Origin of the sequence: Brevibacillus sp. BD137, from assembly GCF_041644655.1 — a bacterium.
GTDB classification, from domain to species: domain Bacteria; phylum Bacillota; class Bacilli; order Brevibacillales; family Brevibacillaceae; genus Brevibacillus; species Brevibacillus brevis_D.
On sequence record NZ_JAOTNO010000005.1, the window covers coordinates 69,621 to 92,876 of the forward strand.

Annotated in this window: 24 protein-coding genes; 16 read left to right on the forward strand and 8 right to left on the reverse strand. The window is 47.5% G+C overall.

All coding sequences use genetic code 11. The features are described 5' to 3' along the window. Positions 1-10: 10 nt before the first annotated feature. On the forward strand, positions 11-307 hold the full coding sequence (locus ODZ53_RS12920) for an RNA polymerase alpha subunit C-terminal domain-containing protein (protein ID WP_064199752.1): 297 nt from the start codon (positions 11-13) through the stop codon (positions 305-307). Between the two features lie 61 nt (positions 308-368). Here the strand turns inward: ODZ53_RS12920 and ODZ53_RS12925 are convergent, their stop codons facing one another. From ODZ53_RS12925 to ODZ53_RS12940, 4 genes are all read right to left on the reverse strand, one after another. Then, on the reverse strand, positions 369-809 hold the full coding sequence (locus ODZ53_RS12925) for a thiol-disulfide oxidoreductase DCC family protein (RefSeq protein WP_372677537.1): 441 nt from the start codon (positions 807-809) through the stop codon (positions 369-371). 79 nt (positions 810-888) lie between these two features. After that, entirely contained in the window at positions 889-2,403 is a 1,515-nt protein-coding gene (hutH, locus tag ODZ53_RS12930) for a histidine ammonia-lyase (RefSeq protein ID WP_372677539.1), read from the reverse strand. Positions 2,404-2,732: 329 nt separating this feature from the next. Next, positions 2,733-2,924, reverse strand: a complete 192-nt coding sequence (locus ODZ53_RS12935; RefSeq protein ID WP_173620847.1) for a hypothetical protein — start codon at positions 2,922-2,924, stop codon at positions 2,733-2,735. Positions 2,925-2,930: 6 nt separating this feature from the next. Further along, a complete protein-coding gene (locus ODZ53_RS12940; RefSeq protein ID WP_372677541.1) occupies positions 2,931-3,506 on the reverse strand; it encodes a hypothetical protein in 576 nt (191 codons plus the stop codon). A gap of 56 nt (positions 3,507-3,562) precedes the next feature. On the opposite strand from ODZ53_RS12940, the gene ODZ53_RS12945 reads away from it, so the two are divergent. After that, positions 3,563-3,883 (forward strand): hypothetical protein, encoded by a 321-nt coding sequence (locus ODZ53_RS12945; RefSeq protein ID WP_289677426.1) that lies wholly within the window; start codon positions 3,563-3,565, stop codon positions 3,881-3,883. On the opposite strand, the gene uvsE is transcribed toward ODZ53_RS12945, so the two are convergent. Beyond that, complete coding sequence (gene uvsE, locus ODZ53_RS12950) at positions 3,842-4,768, reverse strand: UV DNA damage repair endonuclease UvsE (protein WP_064199757.1); 927 nt, start codon at positions 4,766-4,768, stop codon at positions 3,842-3,844. The two genes, ODZ53_RS12945 and uvsE, sit on opposite strands and share 42 nt — an antisense overlap. A gap of 186 nt (positions 4,769-4,954) precedes the next feature. Between uvsE and ODZ53_RS12955 the strand changes: the two genes are divergently transcribed. The 9 genes from ODZ53_RS12955 (at position 4,955) to ODZ53_RS12995 (ending at position 14,243) form a co-directional block, all read left to right on the forward strand. Next, the gene (locus ODZ53_RS12955) at positions 4,955-7,372 is read left to right on the forward strand and encodes an EAL domain-containing protein (protein WP_372677543.1); all 2,418 of its coding nucleotides are present in this window, start codon (positions 4,955-4,957) and stop codon (positions 7,370-7,372) included. Between the two features lie 145 nt (positions 7,373-7,517). Further along, the gene (locus ODZ53_RS12960) at positions 7,518-7,661 is read left to right on the forward strand and encodes a hypothetical protein (RefSeq protein WP_372677545.1); all 144 of its coding nucleotides are present in this window, start codon (positions 7,518-7,520) and stop codon (positions 7,659-7,661) included. Between the two features lie 4 nt (positions 7,662-7,665). Continuing rightward, the gene (locus ODZ53_RS12965) at positions 7,666-9,198 is read left to right on the forward strand and encodes an amino acid permease (RefSeq protein ID WP_199926681.1); all 1,533 of its coding nucleotides are present in this window, start codon (positions 7,666-7,668) and stop codon (positions 9,196-9,198) included. Between the two features lie 157 nt (positions 9,199-9,355). Continuing rightward, complete coding sequence (locus ODZ53_RS12970; protein WP_372677548.1) at positions 9,356-9,814, forward strand: hypothetical protein; 459 nt, start codon at positions 9,356-9,358, stop codon at positions 9,812-9,814. A 276-nt stretch (positions 9,815-10,090) separates the two neighbouring features. Continuing rightward, positions 10,091-11,266: an amidohydrolase gene (locus ODZ53_RS12975; RefSeq protein WP_173604367.1), complete on the forward strand. Its 1,176-nt coding sequence runs from the start codon at positions 10,091-10,093 to the stop codon at positions 11,264-11,266. Between the two features lie 27 nt (positions 11,267-11,293). Continuing rightward, the gene (locus ODZ53_RS12980) at positions 11,294-12,124 is read left to right on the forward strand and encodes a DUF3100 domain-containing protein (protein ID WP_173604366.1); all 831 of its coding nucleotides are present in this window, start codon (positions 11,294-11,296) and stop codon (positions 12,122-12,124) included. Next, positions 12,121-12,558 carry a hypothetical protein gene (locus ODZ53_RS12985; protein WP_012685856.1) on the forward strand — a complete coding sequence of 146 codons (438 nt, stop codon included), beginning with the start codon at positions 12,121-12,123 and terminating at the stop codon, positions 12,556-12,558. The genes ODZ53_RS12980 and ODZ53_RS12985 overlap by 4 nt, the downstream gene beginning before the upstream one ends. Positions 12,559-12,658: 100 nt before the next feature. Beyond that, positions 12,659-13,447 carry an ABC transporter ATP-binding protein gene (locus ODZ53_RS12990; RefSeq protein WP_012685857.1) on the forward strand — a complete coding sequence of 263 codons (789 nt, stop codon included), beginning with the start codon at positions 12,659-12,661 and terminating at the stop codon, positions 13,445-13,447. Positions 13,448-13,553: 106 nt separating this feature from the next. Further along, complete coding sequence (locus tag ODZ53_RS12995; protein ID WP_372677551.1) at positions 13,554-14,243, forward strand: MBL fold metallo-hydrolase; 690 nt, start codon at positions 13,554-13,556, stop codon at positions 14,241-14,243. 52 nt (positions 14,244-14,295) lie between these two features. Here the strand turns inward: ODZ53_RS12995 and ODZ53_RS13000 are convergent, their stop codons facing one another. From ODZ53_RS13000 to ODZ53_RS13010, 3 genes are all read right to left on the reverse strand, one after another. Beyond that, positions 14,296-14,943: a SurA N-terminal domain-containing protein gene (locus tag ODZ53_RS13000; RefSeq protein WP_242466621.1), complete on the reverse strand. Its 648-nt coding sequence runs from the start codon at positions 14,941-14,943 to the stop codon at positions 14,296-14,298. 108 nt (positions 14,944-15,051) lie between these two features. Next, positions 15,052-15,738, reverse strand: a complete 687-nt coding sequence (locus tag ODZ53_RS13005; RefSeq protein WP_012685860.1) for a tetratricopeptide repeat protein — start codon at positions 15,736-15,738, stop codon at positions 15,052-15,054. 80 nt (positions 15,739-15,818) lie between these two features. Then, the gene (locus tag ODZ53_RS13010; protein ID WP_372677553.1) at positions 15,819-17,780 is read right to left on the reverse strand and encodes a beta-propeller domain-containing protein; all 1,962 of its coding nucleotides are present in this window, start codon (positions 17,778-17,780) and stop codon (positions 15,819-15,821) included. 182 nt (positions 17,781-17,962) lie between these two features. Between ODZ53_RS13010 and ODZ53_RS13015 the strand changes: the two genes are divergently transcribed. The 5 genes from ODZ53_RS13015 to ODZ53_RS13035 all read left to right on the forward strand — a co-directional run bounded on the left by ODZ53_RS13015 (position 17,963) and on the right by ODZ53_RS13035 (position 23,255). Next, positions 17,963-19,498 carry a fumarate hydratase gene (locus ODZ53_RS13015; RefSeq protein ID WP_016739747.1) on the forward strand — a complete coding sequence of 512 codons (1,536 nt, stop codon included), beginning with the start codon at positions 17,963-17,965 and terminating at the stop codon, positions 19,496-19,498. A gap of 165 nt (positions 19,499-19,663) precedes the next feature. Then, entirely contained in the window at positions 19,664-20,884 is a 1,221-nt protein-coding gene (locus ODZ53_RS13020) for a metal-dependent hydrolase family protein (protein ID WP_372677555.1), read from the forward strand. A 149-nt stretch (positions 20,885-21,033) separates the two neighbouring features. Next, positions 21,034-21,375, forward strand: a complete 342-nt coding sequence (locus tag ODZ53_RS13025; protein WP_016739749.1) for a LysM peptidoglycan-binding domain-containing protein — start codon at positions 21,034-21,036, stop codon at positions 21,373-21,375. A gap of 100 nt (positions 21,376-21,475) precedes the next feature. After that, a complete protein-coding gene (locus ODZ53_RS13030) occupies positions 21,476-21,664 on the forward strand; it encodes a hypothetical protein (RefSeq protein ID WP_007724315.1) in 189 nt (62 codons plus the stop codon). Positions 21,665-21,845: 181 nt separating this feature from the next. Then, positions 21,846-23,255 carry an MDR family MFS transporter gene (locus ODZ53_RS13035; protein WP_372677557.1) on the forward strand — a complete coding sequence of 470 codons (1,410 nt, stop codon included), beginning with the start codon at positions 21,846-21,848 and terminating at the stop codon, positions 23,253-23,255. The last annotated feature ends 1 nt before the right edge of the window (position 23,256 follow it).

Below are 23,256 nucleotides of genomic sequence, written 5' to 3' on the forward strand. Positions count from 1 at the left end.
GATACGTGCCATGACTACTTCCAAAAAAACGGTTAGAACTTGCGCGAATGGTCATTCATACAGGAAAAGCACGGATTGTCCGACTTGTCCAATCTGTGAGCAAGAACGCCAACCGGACACTGGATTTCTTTCTTTGCTTTCGGCACCAGCGAGAAGAGCATTGGAACACAATGGGATCACGTCCTTGGAACAGCTCGCAAGCTACAGTGAAAAAGAGATCCTGAAATTTCATGGGATGGGACCAGCATCTATGCCGAAACTTCGGACTGCATTGAAGGAAAAGGGATTGTCATTCAAGAACGAATGAGTAAGGCACAGCGAATAAAAAAAGGAGGAGCCGCGAGAGACAGCGACTTCTCCTTTTTCTTTTAATCCAAAAAGCGGGATCTGATCTGCGGGGTAGGAAGCATGCATTGCTCTGCTTTACCCATCCACCGATAGCGATTTCTCGCGACCCAATCATAAATCGGATTGCGGACAGGCCTTGGGATGAGCCGAGCTACAGTTGACAGCAGAGGCCATCCACCTTGAAGCTTGCGACCAACGTGCAAGATCGCATCCGATTTTGTATATAGCTGTCCGTTGGCGATAAAGACCACGGATGACATGTCTTTTTCCTGATAGTTGTAATGAGACAAAATTTCCTGCGCTCTCTGTGACTGCAAGGAAGCAAAATGAATGTGTCCATGCGGATCACGCTTCAAAATAAACTGCACAGCACCGTGGCACAGGTGACAAACCCCATCAAACAGTAACAGGTACGCAGGATGGTCGAGTTCTCTGCCTGCATTCATGAGACAGCCCTCCATACTTCAAGTGGTTTGGTCGAAATGCTTATCCTTAGCTCCATCATAACAGAGAAAAACAATGGTTCCTATACATGAACGATTATTCCGTCACAAACGCGAGTGTCCCTTGGTGGATCAGCTCTTCTGCCTTGACGAGGTCAGGGTGCATTTCGCGGTCTTCATGCAGGCGGGGAATCACCCGGCGCAACTGCTCATAGGCTCTTGCTGTACCTGTTCCGAGATCTCCCGAACCAAAATCGATAGCTTGAGCTGCTGCCAAATATTCGATAGCAAGCACCTTGGTGACGTTTGATACGATCGTGCGAAGCTTGCGAGCAGAAGTCGTACCCATGCTGACATGGTCCTCCTGATTGGCAGATGACGGGATCGAATCGACTGATGCCGGATGGCAGAGCACTTTGTTTTCAGAAACAATGGAAGCGGCAACATATTGCGTAATCATAAATCCAGAATGGAGTCCGCCATTTTCAGTTAAGAATCCGGGAAGGCCACTTAGCTGTGGATTGACGAGACGTTCTGTGCGTCTTTCAGAAATATTCGCCAGTTCAGCCATCGCAATGGCAAGAAAATCAGCTGCGAATGCCATTGGCTGACCATGGAAATTCCCGCCGGAGATGACATCGCCTGTTTCTGTGAAAAGAATAGGGTTATCGGTAACACTATTGCATTCGCGTGTAACCGTAGTCCATACATACTCAAGCGTATCACGAGTTGCACCGTGCACTTGCGGGAGGCAACGAAGGCTGTATGGATCTTGGACGCGTAGCTCACCCTGTCCAGTCGTTCGTTTGCTGCCGGATAGGTGCTGGAGCAAACGCTTCGCTGATTCCTGCTGTCCTGGATGCGGGCGGACGAGATGGAGCTGGGGATCGAAGGCTTTTGGAATTCCACGCAGCGCTTCAATCGTCATCGCCGCAATCAATTCCGCGCTTTCAAGTAGAACTCGCGAATCATACAAGGCGAGGCAAAGCTGTGCGGTCATTGCCTGTGTACCGTTAATCAGAGCCAGACCTTCTTTTGCCTCGAGTCGAATAGGGGAGAGGCCTACTTCGCTCAGTGCTTCTTTACCAGATAGCCGCTTGCCATTGATGAGAGCTTCCCCTTTGCCGAGCATGACTAGTACCATATGAGCGAGAGGTGCCAGGTCGCCGCTTGCACCAAGGGAACCTTGTTGAGGAATAATCGGATGAACCCCGCGATTGCATAGTTCTACTAGCTGAAGCAATGTTTCTTCCCGAATTCCCGAATACCCCTTTGCCAACGCATTGATGCGCAATGCCATCATCGCACGGACAACTTCAACGGCATAAGGGTCGCCCATCCCGCAGGCATGACTCATAATTAAATTTTCTTGCAGCTTGCTTACGTCCTCATCGTGGATCATGACATCAGAAAATTTTCCGAAGCCAGTAGTGATTCCGTATACGACTTCCTGCTGTGATACCATTCTCTCCACCATGGCACGTGAAGCACGAACACGATGCAATGCTTCTTCAGTTAATTGGATGTGGGTGGCGCTTCTTGCAATGGAAACAACATCTTCGATACGCAATTGATCCCCATCTACTTTTACAACGTTTACTTGCTGATTCATCTGTAATTTCCTCCTTTAGCAGAGCAGAGAACGAAAAGAGCGAGGGGTTAGGATACTATCTCCTAACCCCTCGCTCGAGAGCATGTATGTGATTGGATAAAAACGTGTAAGCCTGCATTCGTCGCGGCATACGTTCTTCCTCACTTTCGTTCATGTGCAACTGTCTGATTATTTTAGCTATTGCTATCATTGTATCAAATGCCTACGTGCAGTCAAGATGTTCTTGTCACGGCGGCTTCCCTAGAGAGTAAAAAACGGGCTTAGTCCATTTTTTTAAACTGGGCGAGAGTCGTCTCTTGAGTTGGATAAATGTCATACCATGTACTGTGTTAGTTCATCCGAAAGGACGTGTAGAATTCCGTGGAAAAGCGACGTAAGATGCCGCCTATGCCTACCGCACTCCCAAGGCGTCCTAAAGAAATGCCAAAACCGCCTTCTTCAGCGATGCCATTACCGTCTCCATCGATGCCGTCACCTATGAAGCCTTCTCCTGAAAAGCCCAAGTCGGAAAGTCCAATCAATCCGAATCATTCTATTCCTGCGCGCCCCATGCCGCAAAAACCGATCATGCCTGCTCCCAATCTGGCTAACCCGAACGTGCCAAACGTGATGCCACCAAATCGAATGCCAGCGAATCCGATGCCACCTAATAAACCGTCCAATCCAATGCTACCGAATCTTAAACCGAATCCAATGCCCATGCCACCGAACCGGATTCCGGCAAATCCGATGCCTAACGCTTCACCGAATGTAAGGCCAAATGAGAGCCCAAACATGAGGCCAAATGTCAGACCCAATGTGCGACCAAATGAGAGTCCAAACATGAGACCAAACGTGAGACCAAATGAAAGTCCAAACATGAGACCAAATGTCAGACCGAATGTAAGGCCAAACGAAAGTCCAAATATGCGGCCAAATGTCGGCCCAAATGTAAGGCCGAATGTCAGACCCAATGTGCGGCCGAATGAAAGTCCAAATATGATGCCAAATCTAAGACCAAATATTAGACCAAATATAAGACCAAATATAATCAGACCAAACGTTAGGCCGAATGCACGACCGAATGAGAACATAGGAAGGGAACTGGAGTTGTACCTGTTCAAATTCCAGTTCCATATGGATCGGATGGATTATTTCCGTCACAAATGCGAGGAGCATCGTGAAAATCGCCGCAAATACATGGAATACCGCAAACATTACAAGCATCATGAACGAAGAATGCATCATTATCATGACCGTTGCCAATTATGGAATGACGGTAGCAGTTCATTTGGGCGAGGTTCATCATCTTCATCCTCGGGTGGCAGTAGCTCCTCCTCTGGATACAATTATCGACATAGACGGGATCATAGACGAGGACGTGGGTGTGACTGCGGATGTTCATTTTGAAGCGCATGAGGAAGGACGCCAGCTAATTAAGCGGCGTCCTTTTCCATACTCAATTCGTAAATGCTTCAACAGCGACTCCTTTTTTCTTTAACTCGCGTCTTAAAGTAAGGAGGGCATCATCTTTGTTTTTACATTCCAAGATGATGTCCACATTGTAATCCGCAAGCGCACTGACAAATGTAAGGAACGCCTCTGGATCAATATCGTCAGCATGAGCTCGAAAGTCATTTGCTGACTTAGGCGAGGACATGTGCATCTTCGGTGTGCGCTCTCCCCAGGTTTGAATAATTCGTGGAAGGTATTCCGTCCAATCCTCGCCATCAGAATGGCAGTTGTGGTGGTGAATATCGAGCACCATCGGCACACCGATCCGTTCGCACAGCTCCAGAACCTCGCGCATGGTAAAAGAAGTGTCATCGTTTTCCACGACTAAACGACGTTTCACGTTTTCAGGAAGCTGCTCGAAGTTGGATGCAAAACGAGCAAGAGAAGAGGCTTTATCTTCGTATACCCCTCCCACATGTGTCACCAAGACGGAGTTATCGTCAAGCCCCAGTAAATCAAACACTTTTGCATGGTAGGAAAAATCGGCAATGGTCGCTTCCAGCACAGAAGGCTTGTCACTGTTCAATATGCTGTAATGTCCGGGATGAGCTGTCAAACGAATGCCATGATTGCGGATATAATTCCCTGCCTTTTGGAAGTCCCATGCGAATTCCTTTGCCCAATCCCATTCAGCGGCTACCGGATGAGTAGCCAGTGGAACAAACTCAGAAGGAAGCCGATACAAAAAGATCTGATTTTCTACATTATAAGCAAGCAAATCCATTAAATTGAAAAAGTTTACCTGCATAACTTGCCGCAGCTTTTTTAATCGAGCTGGGGGATCTAATTTATTTACTTGGGCAACCGTCGTTTTTTTGTTTGGATTGTTTTTCGTCTTTACACTGATGCAGGCATAGCCCATACGGATCAAGGAAATCTCCCTCCTTTGCAGCAGCATTCCTTTGTAGTATCTCCAAAACGGGAACGTCGCCGACTTCTTGCCAGGGAATTATAAAACGGATAAGATGGGAGAATGTCACAGGCACGCCTACAACCCGTAAAAATGCGGACGTTCCTCGTGAGTAGACTTCGGTAAAGGTTTTTGAAGGAGAATGCAATGAATAGTCTTGACCAATCCTATAGTATGACTCTGGTTTTTCTCTCCTATTTTATTTCAGCAATGGCGTCATACACAGCACTAGATCTAGGCGCACGTCTCCATTATGCAAAAGGCAGGGGACGTGTGTTTTGGTTATGTGCTGGAGCCGTCTCCATGGGGCTTGGTATTTGGGCTATGCATTTTGTTGCCATGCTTGCTTTGCATCTGCCGATTGCTGTCGAGTATGATAACTTGATTGTATTTTTCTCGATTGTTTTGGCCGTGTTATCATCAGCGCTTACATTATGGATCGTGAGCGAGCAGTCCATGTCCAAGACGAGGGTGGTAACAGGATCATTTGTCATTGGAACTGGTATCGCAGGAATGCATTATACAGGGATGGCAGCGATGATGATGAACGCCGTTATTCTGTACGATTGGCTATGGTTTACTGTATCCATTTTCGTGGCGATCTTGTTTTCGATGGTTGCGTTGATTCTTACGTTTCAATTGCGTTCGGTGGACCCAGTAGAAGGTCTCTGGCGTAAAATTTTTGCAGGGCTGTTGATGGGGGCAAGCATTACCGGCATGCATCACACTGGAATGTACGCCACCACATTCGTCGCTCACGAGCACATGACAATCGCAGTGATCCCGTATGATGATTCGGGGCTGATCGCTACCATGATTGGCATTGTCAGCGTGTTGATTCTAGTCGTGACCTTGGCTTCTGTATACGTGGACAAGCAATTCGCAGGGAAGACCTTGCGCGTTCTAGAAAGTGACCAGCGCTATAAATCGCTATTTGAGCACAATTACGACGGAGTAATCTTTTACTCGATCGATGGTACGCAAAGTGTCATGAATCCTGCGGCGATGCGATTGACAAAGGAGCAGAGCTTGCCTCTCAAAAAATTAATGACGATGTGTACTACTACAGATGCCGAGCTCATATCGACCCATTTTGCAAATGCCGTGCAAGGTGACGCGCGCAACTGCGATATTACCTTGACGACGCGCGAGGGCTGTCAGCTTCATCTGAACATGACTCATACCCCCGTATTTGTCGATCAGCAGATTACGGGTGTCTTTATGATTGTGAGAGACATTACCAATAAGAAGGAGTACGAGGCAAAAATCAATTATCTCGCTTTTCACGATTCGTTGACGGGTTTGCCGAATCGCCGTTTTGTCGAACAGCAACTGGATCAGGTGATCATGGAGGCACAAAAAACAGATCAGCAAGTTTACGTGCTGTTTCTGGATCTCGACCATTTCAAACTGGTAAACGATTCCTTGGGGCATGATTTTGGTGACCTGTTACTTCAGGAAGCCTCCTTGCGTTTGCGGGAATGTGTAGGAAAAAAAGGAACGGTGTACAGGCTCGGCGGAGACGAATTCATGGTGATTCTGACAGATGTCACGGAAAGAGAAGTATCTTCCATGGCGAATGAAATCAACGAGACGATTGAACAGGCATTTATTATCCATGGCCACGAGTTGTACATAACGACGAGTATCGGGATTTCTCGCTATCCAGAGGATGGGCAAGACAGAAGTGTCTTGATGCGGAACGCAGATGCGGCGATGTATGCAGCCAAAGACAAAGGGAAGAACAGCTTCCACCTGTACGTACCGAATCTGGAGCAAGCAGTGAATGACAAAATGAATATTCAAAATGAATTGAATCGCGCTTTGGCCAGGCAAGAATTTTTATTGCATTACCAGCCACAGGTAAGTGCCAAATCAGGCGCAATCGTTGGCGTAGAAGCACTGATTCGGTGGGATCATCCTGAACGAGGCTTACTTTTGCCAGACCAGTTCATCTCGGTAGCAGAAGAAACCGGGTTGATCGTACCGATTGGAGAATGGGTGCTGCGGACGGCCTGCAAGCAGAACAAGCAATGGCAAGACCAGGGACTCATGCCGCTTCGGGTAGCCGTCAATCTATCTGCACGACAATTCCTCAAACAAGATTTTACCCAGATGATCGCTGAGATTCTGCACCAGACTGGGTTAGCACCTAAATACTTGGAGCTGGAAATCACAGAAAGCAGCATGATCGACGTCCAGCGCGCCACACAGGCACTTAAGGAACTGAAGCAATTAGGCGTGCACGTTGCAATTGACGATTTTGGAACGGGCTACAGTTCTCTCTACTATCTGAAAGAATTCCCGTTGAATCGTTTGAAAATTGATCGGTCGTTTGTGCGCGACATGATCGAACAGCCTTCCAATCAGGCCATTGTGTCCACGATTATTTCCATGGCGCATCATTTGCAACTGCATGTGATTGCTGAAGGGGTCGAGACAAAGGAGGAGCTTGCGTTTTTGCAGGAGCATCTGTGTGAAGAAGTGCAAGGCTATTTATTTAGCAGACCGTTACCGAGTGAAGACGTAGCGTTTTATTTGCAAGCCCAAAAAGGGGTTAGTTAAACAAGAGGAGCAGCTCTCATGAGTTGCTCTTTTGTTTTGCTTCTGCCAGCCGAATGAGGTGGTATAGCTGTCAAATTGGTACGTAAAATGTACTATTCCTGCTAACTTGTCAAGGAATTGCATCTAGGACGAAAGGAGGGAGAGAATGCTAGCTCTAGGTGTCATTTTATTGCTGCTGACCATTGGAGTTGCGATTGCCATTGGGTATCGGGCAAACGAAAGCGTCCGGCACTTTGACGAAAGCACGCATGAGAGTTTTATCGGTTCCCAAGCAGAGAGGGAGGGATAACGAAATGCAGCAGGAAAAAGAACAGCAATTGCTCGAGGACAGGAGAGACCTGAACAAGTTTGGTTATGCGCAGGAATTACTGAGGGATATGGGTGGCTTTTCGAACTTTGCGATCTCATTTTCGATTATCTCTATTTTGACAGGTGCAGTATCCTTGTATGGGCACGGATTACTATATGGCGGTTCTGGCATGATGGGCTTCGGATGGACCTTGGTCGCGTTATTCGTCATCCTGATAGCAGCATCGATGTCTGAGCTCGCATCTGCGATCCCTACAGCCGGAGCATTGTATCATTGGGCAGCTATTTTAGGCAGCAAACGGTGGGGCTGGTACACAGCGTGGATCAATCTCATCGGCCAAATCGGGATTGTCGCAGGTATTGACTATTCGTTCTCTTTGTTTGCGGACCCGCTGCTCGCGAGTGCGTTTGGCTATACCTCAACGGAAACGACTACGTTAATCCTGTTCGGGATTACACTCCTTTTGCACGGTACATTTAACCACATTGGAATTCGACTTGTTGCCCGGTTAAATGATTTCTCTGCTTGGTACCATATAGGCGTCGTCGTCATACTCGTCGGAAGTCTCGTTTTTTTCTCCCGTCATGATCTGCAACCGCTTGATTACCTCTTCCAAGTCGGTCAAACCTTTTCAGACAAACCGTACGCGATTGCTTTTTTGATTGGGTTGTTACAGGCGCAGTGGACATTTACTGGCTATGATGCATCGGCGCATACGATTGAAGAAACGATTAATCCACGGGTTCGTGCTGCTTGGGGGATTTATACGTCTGTGGCCTTTTCCTTTATTTTTGGATTTATCATGCTTGCTTTTGTCACTTTATCCATCAAAAACGCAGCGGCTGCGAGTGAAGCGGAAAATGCATTTATTTATGTGATTAGCGAAGCATTAGGCGGCACATTTGGTTCCGCTGTGCTGTGGCTCGTCACCTTTGCGATGTGGTTCTGTGGCTTGGCATCGATTACTTCCTTTTCGCGAATGTTGTATGCGTTTTCGCGTGACAAAGGAATGCCGTGGAGCCATCAGTGGGCAGAAATTTCGACCAAATACCGAACGCCGGCAAAAGCAATTTGGCTGGTTATCATTCTTTCCTTTGCGCTTGCCTTGTTCGATTACATCGTGAAAAGCATCAATCCGAACACGTCGTATACGACCTTGGCATTTTTGACGGCGGTAAGTGTCGTTGGGTTATATGTCGCTTACGGGATTCCGTTGTACCTCAAGCTCCGGGCGGAATCGCGGGGACTTTTTCAGCGGAAGCATTATGGTCCTTGGCATCTGGGGAACTGGAGTAAACCCATTAATGTGTTGAGCCTCATTTGGATCGTCTTCATCTCGATAATGATGGTGATTCCGCCGAATCAAACAGCTGGGTATGCCTTGATCGCCATGTTTTTGGTGCTTCTGATCATGGATTTGGCTTATTACCGGAAGCATTTCAGGGGCCCGCAAGCTGCGCTGGGCAATTCAGAGGAAGACATAAAACGTCAGGAAGCAAAATTTCGCGACTCCTAATGGAAAAGAAGCTCTGGCTCACGGAATGTGAAGGGCCACCCTTATGTCAGTATTGGCATAGGGGTTTTTTTCGTAAAGGACGGTTCTGCATAACGAATGGCAGAGGACGAAAAGCTATCAGTAGGAAGGAAATAGCAATACAGATGGGAGGTAGGCGATGAAAAGGATGAGATGGCTGCTACTAACAATGGGAATCGTGCTGATGGCACAAGCAACGAGCTTGGTTCCACAGGTGAGTGGGTATGACAGATATGTGCGTGAAGGAAACTCCTCGAATCGGTATGAAGTCGCGGGTATTACAAATGCAGGCGCATTCGAAGCCTTTTTTGAAAAACTTCAAGAAACGGTCAAAAATAGTGACAAGACAGAAGTAGCCAAGCATGTCAGGTATCCACTGCGAGTGAACAAAGACGGAAAAAGTCAGTTTATCCGAGATGAACAGCAATTTTTGGAAGAGTACGATCAAATCATGACAGAGAAGGTAAGGAAAGCGTTTTTACAGCAAAAGGTAACCGATACGTTTGTCAATGATCAAGGCGTGATGGTAGGGAATGGAGAAATCTGGCTGGGGCAATTTTTGAATCGCTTTGTCGTTTTTGCAATAAATATAGAATAGGACAAGAGCTTTTCTCTAGAAAAGCTCCCACTCTAGTAGCATAAATCTTTTTATTGTTACAAATAGTATATTTTACATGGACATTATCGGTGGAAAATTCTAAAATAACAAATAAATAGACAGCTACAAATGTGGATTCGACAGCTTTGTCCTTGTGGAATAGACATTTGTTATTTTCATTGTTCCGTGATAGAATTCACAAAACGATATTTTTTTTAGCTAAACTTAACTGACTCGGGAAATGTTGAGGGATAAGGCAAAAAGAGGAGTGATTGTGTGAGTTTGGAAACGAAGAAATGGGCGGATGAAGTAGCTGAGCAGGTAATCTCATGGCGACGATATCTCCATCAGCATCCAGAATTGTCGTTTGAAGAGGAAAAGACGTCTCAATTTATTTACGAAACGTTGGAATCTTTCGGGAATTTGGAGCTTTCGCGGCCAACCAAAACGAGCGTGGTCGCTCGACTGATCGGATCACAGCCAGGAAAAGTTCTTGGCATTCGCGCTGACATTGATGCTCTCCCTATCCATGAAGAAAATGATGTGCCATATGCATCAGGAAAAGCTGGCGTGATGCACGCATGCGGACATGACGGTCATACAGCGATGCTGTTGGGAGCCGCAAAAATTTTGTCCCAGTACAAGGATCAAATCAAAGGTGAGGTTCGGTTCTTCTTCCAGCATGCCGAGGAGCTGCCGCCGGGTGGGGCTGCTGAAATCGTAAGAGCTGGTGCAGCGGACGGACTGGATTCGATCATCGGTATTCATTTGGCATCGTACATGCCTGTAGGGAAATTTGGTGTACTTTACGGGGCACTTACTTCATCGACAGATCGCTTCGACATCAAGATTCAAGGGAAAGGCGGGCACTCCTCGCAACCGGAGGCATCTGTTGACCCGATCGTCATTGGGGCACAGGTTATTACTGGCCTACAACAAATTGTATCCCGCAACGTCAGTGCATTGGACAAGGTCGTTATTTCGGTGACGATGCTGAATGCAGGGACAGCTTATAACATCATTCCAGATTCGATGACGCTGACGGGCTCCACACGCTGCTTCGATGCACAGATTCGCCAAAATATTCCGATGTGGATTGAACGAATTGTCAAAGGAATTACCGAAGCGCATGGAGCAAGTTATGAATTCACGTTCTCACATGGCTACACATCCGTTGTCAACGACAAGCAGGTGACGAAGCTGATGGAGGATACGATCCGCGAGCGTTGGGGAGAAGAAGAGATTATTTACATTGATCCTTTGATGCCGGGTGAAGATTTCTCTGAGTATTTGAAAAAAGCTCCTGGCTGTTTTATTCAATTGGGTGCTGGCAATCCGGATAAAGGCTTCACGTATCCGCACCATCATCCTCGCTTTGATTTTGATGAGGATGCAATGGTACGCGGCGTGGAATTGTTTGTTCGGGCAGCTCAAAAAGTCGTCATGGCGTAGAGCGAGATAGAATGAGGGGGATGTCGTATGGCAGAGGCACGCGTCAATGAGTACAAGCTGCATTTTCTCGTACTTATTCTCGTCGCATTGACAGAATTTATCGGGACAAAAAAAATCAGTATTGGCATAGGGGTTATCGCTCTGTTTCCAATGCTTTACGCGCTCGTTTTAGGCGGGGCAATCAGTTGGCCTAAGTTTAAATTCTTGAGTGAAAAAGAAATGAATGTCGCAGCCAATATTTTGGGTGTTTCGTTTTTGATCTTTATTGCGAAACTGGGAGCCAATATCGGTCCTGAGCTGCCTAAGCTGCTCGGCTCTGGTGTATCCTTGATTGTACAAGAGATGGGACACATTGTAGGGACAATTGCACTTGGTCTGCCAATCGCATTGTGGCTGGGTCTGAAGCGTGAAGCAATTGGGGCGACTTATTCTCTTGACCGCGAACCAAACTTGGCGATCATTGTAGACAAGTTTGGAGCAAACTCTGCCGAAGCTCGCGGCGCGCTGGGCGTCTATATTTGCGGAACCTTGTTTGGTGCCATTTATATGTCGATTCTTGCAAGTATTTTAGGAAGCAGCGGGTTGTTTCACCCGATTTCTCTGGCGATGGGAGCTGCAGTTGGTTCCGGTAGTATGATGGCAGCAGCAACAGGCTCATTGGCTGTTATTTTCCCGGAAGCGCAAAAAGACATTGCCTTTTATTCCGGAGCGGCAAATTTGATGATGAGTATCGTCGGAACGTACGTGTGTATCTTCTTCTCCTTGCCGGTTACACAAAAGCTGTACGCATGGCTTGAGCCTATCATTGGACGTAAAAGCGCTTCTTCTGCAGCAGAAGGGGGGAGAAAAAGCGCATGAATCAAATCTTGACGATTTTTATCATCGGCTTCATTGCTCTCATCGGTAACTGGATCGGTTATAAAGTTCCAATCATGGATTCTTTGCCAGGTATTTTGCTCTTGGCGGTCATTACGTTGATTGGAATGGGCTTCACTCGAATCCTGCCGTTCAAATCTCCCGTCATTGTATGGATCTCTTTGTTTGCGATGCTTGCGACCTCCCCGTTTTTTCCAGGGAACGAATATACGGCTGCTGCGATTGCCAAGATCAATCTGCTCGCATTGGCCACGCCGATTCTCGCGTATGCAGGTCTGTCACTCGGAAAAGACGTTCATTTATTCAAACAGCTTAGCTGGCGTATCGTAGTTGTGTCTCTCGTCGTCTTTACAGGTACGTTCCTATTCGCTACGTTGTTTGCGGAGATTGTCTTCAAGATTCAAGGTAAATTTTAACGAAACTGTTTTTGGGTTAGGGCCTCCGTGTGCTTCCATATGCCATGGGGGTTCTTTTCACATATCACATACAGCTGTGAGAGTCAGGAGTGGAGAGAGTATGGTCATTGATGTAAGAAAGGTTACCTGGCAAAGAGATGAAACAACCATTCTGCGAGACATTGCCTGGCAAGTGCAAGACAAGGAGCATTGGTGTTTAGTCGGGCTAAACGGCTCTGGTAAAACCAGTCTGTTGAAAATCATTTGTGGTTATGTCTGGCCGACAAAGGGGGAGGTAAGTGTATTAGGCAACCTTTACGGAACCGTCGACTTGCGCGAGGTGCGTAAATCAATCGGCTGGGTAAGCACAGCGTTGATGGCTCAGCTTCATGAGCATGAAACTGCACTCCGTGTCGTCTTGAGTGGACGGGAGGCAACCATCGGCTTGTATTCCGTTCCTGAAGAGGCGGACGTAGAGAAAGCGTCGGATTTACTCGATACATTTGGATGCCGTGCATTGAAAAACAGACCTTTTGCCGCTTTATCGCAAGGGGAGAGACAAAAAGTACTGATTGCTCGCGCATTGATGGCTTCCCCTCGCTTACTCATCCTAGACGAGCCTTGCACTGGACTGGACCTGCTATCAAGAGAACAGCTGTTGGCCATGATTGAACAAATCGCCAAGCAGCCTAACGGACCCACTCTCATTTATGTCACCCATCACATCGAAGAAATTTTGCCTTGCTTCACGCATACGTTGCTGCTAAAAGCGGGGGAAGTTGACCAGGCTGGGAAAACAGATGAGGTCCTAACGGCTGAACGTCTGACAAGCTTTTTCGGCGTACCTGTTCACATTCAACGCTCGCAAGGAAGATCTTGGGTCAGCTTAGGGGAAGAAGCGACCGTGTGAATGTGTAGTGTGTTGGATAAGTTTGGGCACGAGTCAGCACGGTTGTGCATGATTGTGTATAATAACAATAAGAAATTGTATCTGGGAGGAGAGGAGAGATGGAGGCATGAACAATGTGATTGCACCAATCACAGACTCCACCTGGGCGATCATCACCTATGAGGAAGCGTGGAATAGCTACGTGAACAGCTATGTGATCAAACAAGGGAATGCCTTTGTATTGATTGATTCTCACCAGCGCAAGCAACGCTCATTTTTTCAACAGGCGTTGGAAGAGATCGGGGTCAAGCCAGATCGAACGGAATATGTCTACTTCACTCATCGACATGCTGATCATATTGGAAATGCCGATATGTTCCCTTCTCGTAACAATTGGATTCACCTCGACGATTATTACGAACTGGATGATTTTTCACAGACGCTATTCGGCCATACGTTTACAGGTAGTGGGGGGGATCTGCCGTCCCTGCGTTTCCGACAGCTTTCTTTTCATACAGAAGGCTCCGTTGCCTTCTTTGATCCCCAGTCGAAAATATGCTTTGTTGGCGATCATTTATGCTTTGAAAACACAGAACTCGGCAAAATCGTGGGCGGAGAAGTGGACTGCCGGGCAGCTTATCAAGAACAAGTGAAGCAATGGGTAGCACGTGAACCAGAGCGAGCGGCGGAGTTTACGGGGGGCTTGGAGATTTTGCAGGATTGGCCCATTGAGTATTTAGCTACTGGTCATGGCCCTATTCTTCATGGCGAAATTAAGGAGTTTTTGCAAGGGTTGATTGCGATTGCTCGTCCGTAACAAAAAAAGACTTGTGCGCCGCGCATCGACGGCTAGCACAAGTCTTTTTTTTTTACTTGCTGGAAGTTGTTGTTTCTTCTTCATCCACTTGTTTTTCGCTTTCCAAATCTTTATCCATGATTTGGACGTTATGCTTTTTATACAATTCATCGATCCATTTATCCATATTATTTCGTTTGTTTCTGGATTTTACTTTTTCGATCACTTTCGGGCGGGCTTCTTCAAATGTTCCCTCGAACTTATCTTTGTTTTTCTCATAGTATTCTTTGATTTGTTCTTCAGTGATCGGGTTATCCTTCTCGAACAGCTTGTCCCGCAGCATAACAGAGCGCACGCCTTCACGGAGCTCTTGCTCAGTCATTTGCTTATCCTTCAAATACTGTTGGAATCTTTCTGGTGATCCCATTTTTTCTTTGACTGGGTTCACACGTGCATCGAGTTCTTGATCGGTTACAGTAATTCCTCGTGCAGCGCCTTCCTGTTTGTACAGCTCCAAAGTAATGATATCAGCCATGACACGCTTACCAGCATCTTTTTTCAATTTGTCGTACATTTGCTCTTGTGTAATTGTCACATTACCGATTTTGGCAACAGGGTTATCCGCAGAGAACGCAGAATCTTTTCCAGGTGTACAGCCCGCTACAGCGAGACCGAGTACAAGTGCTGAGGCAGCAAGTATAGATACATTGAATTTTTTCATGAAAAATACCTCACTTTCTTGATAGTAATACGACTGTGCGTAGAGCAGCGTTACGGGAAGCGGAAAATAAAAACCGCACACATAAAGCAATGTGCGGTCGTCAATCAATTAGCTGGCTTGTGTAGAGGCTTTTTTCCACTCTTCCAAGCGTTTTTCCAGTACGGAGTGATTCAGATGCACAAGACTAGCTGATTTGTCCATCAATTGTTTCAGATAGGAAAGGGCTCGCTCATAATTTCCTTTGGCAGCTTCAATCTCTGCCAAGCAGAAGAGCTTCCAGTCTTTTGCCGATCGTTTGCTTGCGATCAGCTGGTAAGCTTCTATCGCACTCTCCACTTCACCCAGGCGTGCGTGCGAGCAGGCAATAAGTGCTAAGGAATCAGTCATTCCCTGATCACGCTGGTAAATACGAAACGCCACTTCCAATGATTCGTTGTATCGTTCGGAGGAATAGTAAACGATCGCTAGGTTGTAAAACAAGTAGTGAATCATCGCTTGATTGAATAACGTTGGTCGTTCCTTGCAGACGTTGATTCCTTGAACAATATATTTTTCGGCCATTTCATAATTGCCAAGCATGATCTCATGGGTTGATTTATCCAGCATAGCGACAGCACGGGAACGGTTCTTCCGATAGGAAGCCTCCAGCCAGCGCAATCGAATATTCAAACGGCGTTTGAACAGATTGGCCATGTACTGAAAGCGGAAGGGCCAGTGCAGGCGAATAAACATAACCAACAGCACAGCCGCAATCCCTGCCAGCGTTGATGTCAAATTAAAACTCAAATACTCCACGTAGTGACACCCTCTCTATATACGCTGCATCTATTAACCCATCTTAGCACAGAACCTGTCCGCATGACAGAGCATTACCGCTATTTCGCCAATGGCAAGATATTCTCTTTTTTGGATGCAGAGAGCTGCTGCGTTTTGACGTAATCGTCTGAAACGGTATAGAGCGTGTCGCCAATCGTGAGTATCCGCTTAATGTTACTGGAGCTGTCGTACCAGCCTTCGCCTGCTTTCGCAACATCTTCCTTCGACAGATGGGTGATCTGATCTCTCAGCTGAAACCCTTTTTGTAGATCAAGCTGATATACGTAGGCACCTTGGAAAGTAAAGTGGCCATACTCGCGCATATCGTTTTTGGCTTTTTGTTCAGCCGTACGTTCGTGGACGGATACAGGAAAGGCGAGCAGATTTTTTTCTTTGGAGAACAGCAGAGCCTTGTGATTGCGCAACAGCTCGGAATCCGTTCCTCTGTCCCCGATCACAGTCTTGAACTTTTCCTTCGGTTTCGTTACATCACTGACGTCAAAGAGGGCAACTTTCATCCCTTGGTAGTACGCCCAGTCTTTATCTGATTCTGCGTCTTTGCCAAAACCGATGATATGGTTTTCATCATACGGGTGTAAATAGTCGCTGTAACCTGGAATTTTCAGGGCACCTAGTACGCTTGGTGCAGAAGGCTTCTTCAGATCGAGAACGAACAGCGGGTCGACTTTTTTGAAGGTGACCATGTAGGCACGATCTCCCATGAAACGGACCGAATAAATGCGTTCTCCTGGAGCGATGCCTTCCAGCTTCCCAAATACCTCGAGTTTATTGTCCAGTACATACAAGTTGTTTTTGGACGTAAGCTCATCGTCCCGCCACATGTCCCCACTCGTGGTGGCGATTCGGAAATAACCTTCGTTTTCATCCATGGAAAACTGGTTCAGAATACGTCCAGGCACCGACCCTCTTCCTGTATACCGAATGTCTCCCTTATTCATGGCAAATCGATAAATGGTTGTGTCTGACTCAAGGGGAGGGGCAATCAAAGGAGCTGTCACCCCTTTTTGCTTAACGGCTACTGGCTGGGCATTGTTCTGGGTGACGGCTACATACAGATTTTTGGTGGATGCATAGATGTTCTCACCAGCACCAAGGTACGTATTCAGTGACATCTGTTGTTTCGAATCATCCAGATTCACGCCAGTGACGATTAAATACTCTGGACGAAAGTGATCCGGGAAGTAACGAATCTCGCTGTAGGGAATGGTTTGATATTGGTTATGATGGGTGCTGTCTTTATACGTTGGGCCTGGCACTTCTGCTTTCTCTTGCATAATACGATACGTATCCATGTAATGGTTGGCTGTCACGTACAAGCTCGCGCCGATTTTGCGGGACGACATGTACTGGCCTTCCAGCTCCAGTTGACGAATGAGCCGAGGTTGTTTTTTGTCCGTAATATCGTAGATCATGGTTTTCACGGACTGCATGCTTTGGAAACGGGGGATGCCTCTTTTGGAAGCGGGACCAGGAGGATAGGAGATGTTCTCATCCGCTTGCCCGATCACGATGAGTCTGCGATCGTCTACGTACATTTCTTGTGGGACGAATTTTCCATTGTCATAGCTGATACGGCTTGCGACCTTCATTTCGGTCGCTGGATACGCTTTAATGATGCGCACTTCATTTTGCGTGGATTGATAAAGATAAGTTCCATCTGATTTGACGATATCTGCTTCATCGACGCCCTGCACTTGTGTGTTCGTTGTGGAAAAATCACCGCGAGCAGCGCCACCGGAAGTGTCCGCTACTTTGTTGGCTGTGCTAGGTGCGGCTACTGGCATAGCGGTACCCATTTCGAGGGTGGCGTAATGGTAGCTGTCCAGGTTTGATGATTGGATGAGCTTTTTTAGCTCCGCATAGGAGCCGACTACTGGCAACTCTTCTTTAGATGCTGCGGCTTGAACGGTTGGCTCCGCGACTGTACCCGTCGTGAACAGGAAGGGTATAGCGGTCACCACCAGCACGGAGGCGAGAAGCCCGGCAAATGTTCTTTTCATCTTAATCCCCCTCATATCTGCTTCTTTCCAATATTTGCTGTCGGTAATAAGACGACGCACGTTTACGGAATGTTTCACACACTCTTTAGGCAGCAATCTACGGACAGGTGGGGGAGCGTGTGCTATAATAATAGGCGGTTTATGCTACCATTTACACCACTACGTCAAAAGGGGCGTCATAGATGGAAAACTTGAAGCAAAGCATTCTGGAACTCATCACGGATACTTCTACGAATCTACCACCAGACGTGCGTCGTGCCGTCAATGCAGCTAAAGTGAAAGAGGATCTTGGCACACGCGCAGCGCTGTCTTTGTCTACAATTGCGCAAAACGTCGTCATGGCAGAAGAAAATGTTTCTCCGATTTGCCAAGATACGGGGATGCCTACATTCGAAGTGAAAACTCCGGTTGGAGTCAACCAGCTGATCATTAAACAAGCCATCAAAGAAATGATTGCAGAAGCAACCAAAACGGGTAAGCTGCGTTCCAACTCCGTAGATTCCTTGACGGGTACAAACACAGGGGACAATCTCGGACCAGGTACTCCTGTCATTCACTTTGAGCAATGGGAAGAGAATGAAATCGAAATCAAGCTGATTCTCAAAGGCGGCGGCTGTGAGAACAAAAACATCCAGTACTCCCTGCCTTGTGAGCTTGAAGGTCTGGGCAAAGTGGGCCGCAACCTGGATGGTATTCGCAAGTGCATTCTGCATGCGGTATATCAAGCGCAAGGACAAGGCTGTAGTGCCGGCTTCATCGGCGTAGGAATCGGTGGCGATCGCACCTCCGGTTATGCATTGGCGAAGCATCAATTGTTCCGCAAAGTGGACGATGTGAATCCAATTGCTGATCTGGCTGCTTTGGAAGACTACATCATGGAAACAGCGAACCAACTCGGAATCGGAACCATGGGTTTTGGTGGTAACTCGACTCTCTTGGGCTGTAAAATCGGCGTGGAAAACCGCCTGCCAGCGAGCTTTTTCGTATCCGTTGCGTACAACTGCTGGGCATTCCGCCGTCAAGGAGTTCGCCTGAATCCGGAGACTGGCGAAATCCTCCGTTACCTCTATAAAGACGAAGAAGTGGCGATGGACTTGTCCCCTGTAGCAGCTACGGACGATGCGGGCGAAAAGCGCAGAGAGGTTGTTCTGCAAGCGCCAATCTCTGAAGAACAAATCCGCAGCCTGCGAGTGGGCGATGTGGTCATTATCAATGGTGAAATGCACACAGGACGCGACGCCCTGCATAGCTACCTGATGGATCATGACTGTCCTGTGGACTTGAACGGTGGCATCATCTACCACTGCGGTCCAGTCATGCTGAAGGACGAAGCAGGCGAGTGGCATGTAAAAGCGGCTGGCCCGACTACCTCCATTCGCGAGGAACCGTACCAAGGCGAAATCATCAAGAAATTTGGAATCCGTGCCGTTATCGGAAAAGGCGGAATGGGTGCGAAAACCCTGAAAGCATTGAACGAGCATGGCGCTGTGTACTTAAATGCGATTGGTGGAGCGGCTCAGTATTATGCAGAATGCTTGGAAAAAGTAGAAGGTGTCGACTTCATGGAATTCGGTATTCCAGAAGCGATGTGGCACCTGCGCGTAAAAGGCTTCGCAGCAATCGTCACCATGGATTCTCATGGCAACAGCTTGCACGCGGATGTGGAAAAGTCTTCCGCGGAGAAATTGGCTCAGTTTGCTGCACCTGTATTTAAATAAGGAATGTAACACGAAAGCCTCTGGCGCACTTCACGTGCTGCCGGAGGCTTTTTTTTCAAACTAGACGAGAGAGGAGAAGGAAATAGTCGGATAGATGATGAACTTTCGAGGAACTAACCACGATTGCGGACAGATGGATTTTCATTTTTGACAGGGGGGACAGAAATGAAATGGTTGATTGCTGATCGTGTCATTATCGGAGATGGAGAGCATGTAATCGAACAAGGTGCTGTCGGGATTGATGAGCGAGGAAAGATTGTAGCAGTGGGGACAGAATCGGAGCTTACGGATTCCATATCGGAAGGAGAGGTAAAGCGGTACAGCGGATGCTCCATTTTGCCAGGCTTGATCGATTTACATGTTCACATCGGGTATTGGTGGAGCAAACCAGACTCCGCTGAGTATCGCAACAACGACGGACTCGTGGCTTTAATGGCGACAGCGAATTTGAAAGAGGCACTTTCCTTGGGGGTTACGACGATCCGTGATGTGGCAGCACCGGATGGATTGTGCAGTACGCTGAAGCTGGCAGCCAAGAACGGCTTCATTGTTTCCCCTCGTCTTTTTCAGGTAAACCAAGGGATTATTATGACCGGGGGGCACGGCTGGCAATTAGAGGGTGCCCTGCGAGAAGCAAATGGTCCGTGGGACGTGCGGACAGCCGTACGTGAACAAGTAAGAGCAGGAGCAGACTGGATCAAGCTCATGACGAGCCATCGTACACCAACGCCGGAGTTCACACAGGAGGAGCTGGATGCGGCGGTTGATGAATCTCATCGCTTGGGACGAAAATGCTGTGTACATGCCTCGCTCCAACCGGCGCTCCAAATGGCGATTGATGCGGGATTTGATACGATCGAGCATGCGACGTTTATGACCGTTGAACAAGCAGAACAGATGAAAGAAAAAGGACTGGTATGGGTACCGACTATGGTTACCTTCTTCCAGATTGCTGATTATTACAAGCATATTTGGAATGAGCAGCAACAGGCGAATCAAGGCATCTTGAGCGAAGAGATTATCGAGCAGGGAGCCTTTTTCATCGAATCAGAAAAGGCGTATCGCGAGAACTTCGTACAATTGATGAATACAGGCGTAAAAATCGCTACGGGTACGGATATCGTATTGGAAGGCTATCCAATTACGCCTGTGGCAGAGGAAATCAAGCTGATGGTGGAGCTGGGGATGGAGCCAATTCGTGCGATCCAGGCTGCTACTCAAAATGCTGCTGAGGTGCTGGATCAAGGAAGTAAGATTGGGACGTTAGCGCCAGGTTATTTTGCAGATTTGCTTGTGGTAAAAGGTGATCCATTACAAGAGATAGAGGGATTGAAGCAAGTAGAGGAAGTGTTTCTTGAGGGTGTTTCTGTCTATTCAAAGTGTTGATGGGACTGAGCCTTGCTCTTTCAGGTTTGTAACGGCGTTTGTACTGGGTGTTTGACTATTTTTAGCCAAAATGGGTATTGGTTTATTGCGCGTGTACCAGGGCGGGCATAGGTTAATAGCGAATGATCACAGAAAAAGGAGTGAGATTCGTGAACTATGTAGTCCGTTCGGGAGATACGCTAAACAGCATTGCGGCTCGATTTGGTGTATCCGTTCAGGAATTGATCCGTGTGAATAATGTCGCCTATCCCTACTACATTTACGTTGGTCAAAATTTGTACATCCCAATTACGCCGACACCAGCTCCTGGTGGGGATGTCGAGCGTCGTCTGAATCGACTGGAGAATCGAGTAGATGCGCTGCGTGAAGACTATCGCAGGCTGGACAATCGAGTAGATCGGTTGGAGAACCGTGTCACTCGTCTGGAGCGGGCCACTACGCCGACACAACCTCCGCGCCCGCGTCCGACCGCCACGCCTCGTCCACGTTAAGCAGCTGGATAGAGGGCCAAATAATTTTCCACATTTGGCAATTTCCTCTTCGCTTGATCCTGCATAAAGTGATACGAGAGGATTAAGAGGAGGTGCGGCCATGCTAGGGTTAAATGGAAAAAACGTTCGACACCATTTCATGGGCGTCTATGGAAAAGTGGTGCAGATTCGGGAACTGGTGGATGTGATCGACCAAGTTTTTGACTCTGTAAACAAAGTGGGCGACATAGGTAAGGCGATGCTTGGACCTCGTAAGGCAAGTGCCAAAAAGCTCGACAAGCTGAGATGAATGGCAAAACAAAAAAACCGCGTCCGTTATGGAGGCGGTTTTTATTTATCATTCATTCGAGATTCCTATGGGCAGACTCTATCATCAGAATAACTCATCAGAAAGAAAAAGTCTACTCTTTTTCCGGAAATTCCCTTATATTTTTGGAGCTGTTATCAACTACTTCAAAAAGGGGAGTGCGATGGAGATGGAAAAGGAAAAGCGTCGCGTAGGCTTAGTCACGGGTGGAGTGCTGATGGGATTAGTCTTGTCAGCGTTGGATCAGACGATTGTCTCAACTGCCATGCCGACAATTACAAAAGAGCTGGGAGGTCTATCTCTTTATAGCTGGGTGTTCGCGATTTATATGCTCACATCGACCACGAGCATGCCCATCTATGGGAAAATGGCGGACTTGTTTGGAGCGAGAAAAATGTATTTGATCGGGTTGTTTGTGTTTCTCTTAGGATCTCTCCTGTGCGGCATGGCGAATTCCATGACGGGTCTTATTGTAGCGAGAGGAGTTCAAGGTTTGGGAGCTGGGGCATTAATGCCGGTTGCATTCATCATTGTGGGTGAACTGTATCCACCCGAAAAGAGAGGCAAATTTCAAGGACTTTTCGGAGCTGTCTTTGCCATGACGAGTATATTCGGTCCCTCGTTGGGAGGAATGATCGTGGAGCATCTGCCGTGGGGATGGATCTTCTTTATCAACCTTCCTATTGGTATCGCTGCCTTTTTGATCATTGCGCTAGCCTTTCGTGATCAGCGGCACTACGATAAGAAGTCAATCATCGACTGGTACGGGGCGATTAGCTTGAGTGCAGCCATCATTCTCATTCTGCTGTCCCTTGTCATGGAGGGGAGGGAATACAAGATCGGATTAGGGGGAGCAGGTACCTTATTTCTCGGCTTGTTCATCTGGATTGAAACCAAAGCAAAGGAGCCCCTGCTTCCGCTTTCCCTCTTTCGCATTCCGGCCATTGGATATGGCAATCTCGCAGGATTCTTTGTGAGTGCCGCTTTGTTTGGTGCAATCGCATATGTCCCTCTGTTCGTCCAAGGGGTACGCGGTGCGAGTCCCTCAGAGGCTGGATTCCTTTTAGTCCCACTCATGCTGTCCGCAGCGATTTCTTCGACGATTGGGGGAAGATGGATGGCAAAAGCTTCATTTCGGGCGATTCTGATTCCCAGCTTACTCATCATGGCGACAGGCTTCTTCCTTCTAAGCACGATGGATGGAGAGACAACGAACGCACAGCTCGTTATCTACATGATTGTCACAGGTCTAGGCATGGGAGCAATCTATCCGGCACTTGGTACAGCAGCACACAGCGCTGTCAAACCGGAAGATCGGGGTGTTGCCATGTCGACATCGCAATTATTTCGGTCCATTGGGGGGACGATTGGAGTGAGTGTGTTTGGGAGCATCGTAGAATGGCGGATGCGGGCAGGACTGGTGTTTAGTGAAGCTTTGCACGACGTCTTTATCACTGGTTTGATTCTGATTGGAATCAGTTTGATAGCCAGTGTCCGACTTGGCAATACTCGATTACTCGACAAAGAACCCCGCCATTCGCATTCAACAAATAGCGGGGTTTCTAAACAATAGA

Excerpts from the sequence above, each read along its gene's own strand:
- ODZ53_RS12920 (WP_064199752.1), top strand. The coding sequence starts at position 11 with ATGACTACTTCCAAAAAAACGGTTAGAACTTGCGCGAATGGTCATTCA.
- ODZ53_RS12925 (WP_372677537.1), bottom strand. The coding sequence starts at position 809 with ATGGAGGGCTGTCTCATGAATGCAGGCAGAGAACTCGACCATCCTGCG.
- hutH (WP_372677539.1), bottom strand. The coding sequence starts at position 2,403 with ATGAATCAGCAAGTAAACGTTGTAAAAGTAGATGGGGATCAATTGCGT.
- ODZ53_RS12955 (WP_372677543.1), top strand. The coding sequence starts at position 4,955 with ATGAATAGTCTTGACCAATCCTATAGTATGACTCTGGTTTTTCTCTCC.
- ODZ53_RS12960 (WP_372677545.1), top strand. The coding sequence starts at position 7,518 with ATGCTAGCTCTAGGTGTCATTTTATTGCTGCTGACCATTGGAGTTGCG.
- ODZ53_RS12965 (WP_199926681.1), top strand. The coding sequence starts at position 7,666 with ATGCAGCAGGAAAAAGAACAGCAATTGCTCGAGGACAGGAGAGACCTG.
- ODZ53_RS12970 (WP_372677548.1), top strand. The coding sequence starts at position 9,356 with ATGAAAAGGATGAGATGGCTGCTACTAACAATGGGAATCGTGCTGATG.
- ODZ53_RS12980 (WP_173604366.1), top strand. The coding sequence starts at position 11,294 with ATGGCAGAGGCACGCGTCAATGAGTACAAGCTGCATTTTCTCGTACTT.
- ODZ53_RS12985 (WP_012685856.1), top strand. The coding sequence starts at position 12,121 with ATGAATCAAATCTTGACGATTTTTATCATCGGCTTCATTGCTCTCATC.
- ODZ53_RS12990 (WP_012685857.1), top strand. The coding sequence starts at position 12,659 with ATGGTCATTGATGTAAGAAAGGTTACCTGGCAAAGAGATGAAACAACC.
- ODZ53_RS12995 (WP_372677551.1), top strand. The coding sequence starts at position 13,554 with ATGAACAATGTGATTGCACCAATCACAGACTCCACCTGGGCGATCATC.
- ODZ53_RS13000 (WP_242466621.1), bottom strand. The coding sequence starts at position 14,943 with ATGAAAAAATTCAATGTATCTATACTTGCTGCCTCAGCACTTGTACTC.
- ODZ53_RS13010 (WP_372677553.1), bottom strand. The coding sequence starts at position 17,780 with ATGAAAAGAACATTTGCCGGGCTTCTCGCCTCCGTGCTGGTGGTGACC.
- ODZ53_RS13015 (WP_016739747.1), top strand. The coding sequence starts at position 17,963 with ATGGAAAACTTGAAGCAAAGCATTCTGGAACTCATCACGGATACTTCT.
- ODZ53_RS13020 (WP_372677555.1), top strand. The coding sequence starts at position 19,664 with ATGAAATGGTTGATTGCTGATCGTGTCATTATCGGAGATGGAGAGCAT.
- ODZ53_RS13030 (WP_007724315.1), top strand. The coding sequence starts at position 21,476 with ATGCTAGGGTTAAATGGAAAAAACGTTCGACACCATTTCATGGGCGTC.
- ODZ53_RS13035 (WP_372677557.1), top strand. The coding sequence starts at position 21,846 with ATGGAGATGGAAAAGGAAAAGCGTCGCGTAGGCTTAGTCACGGGTGGA.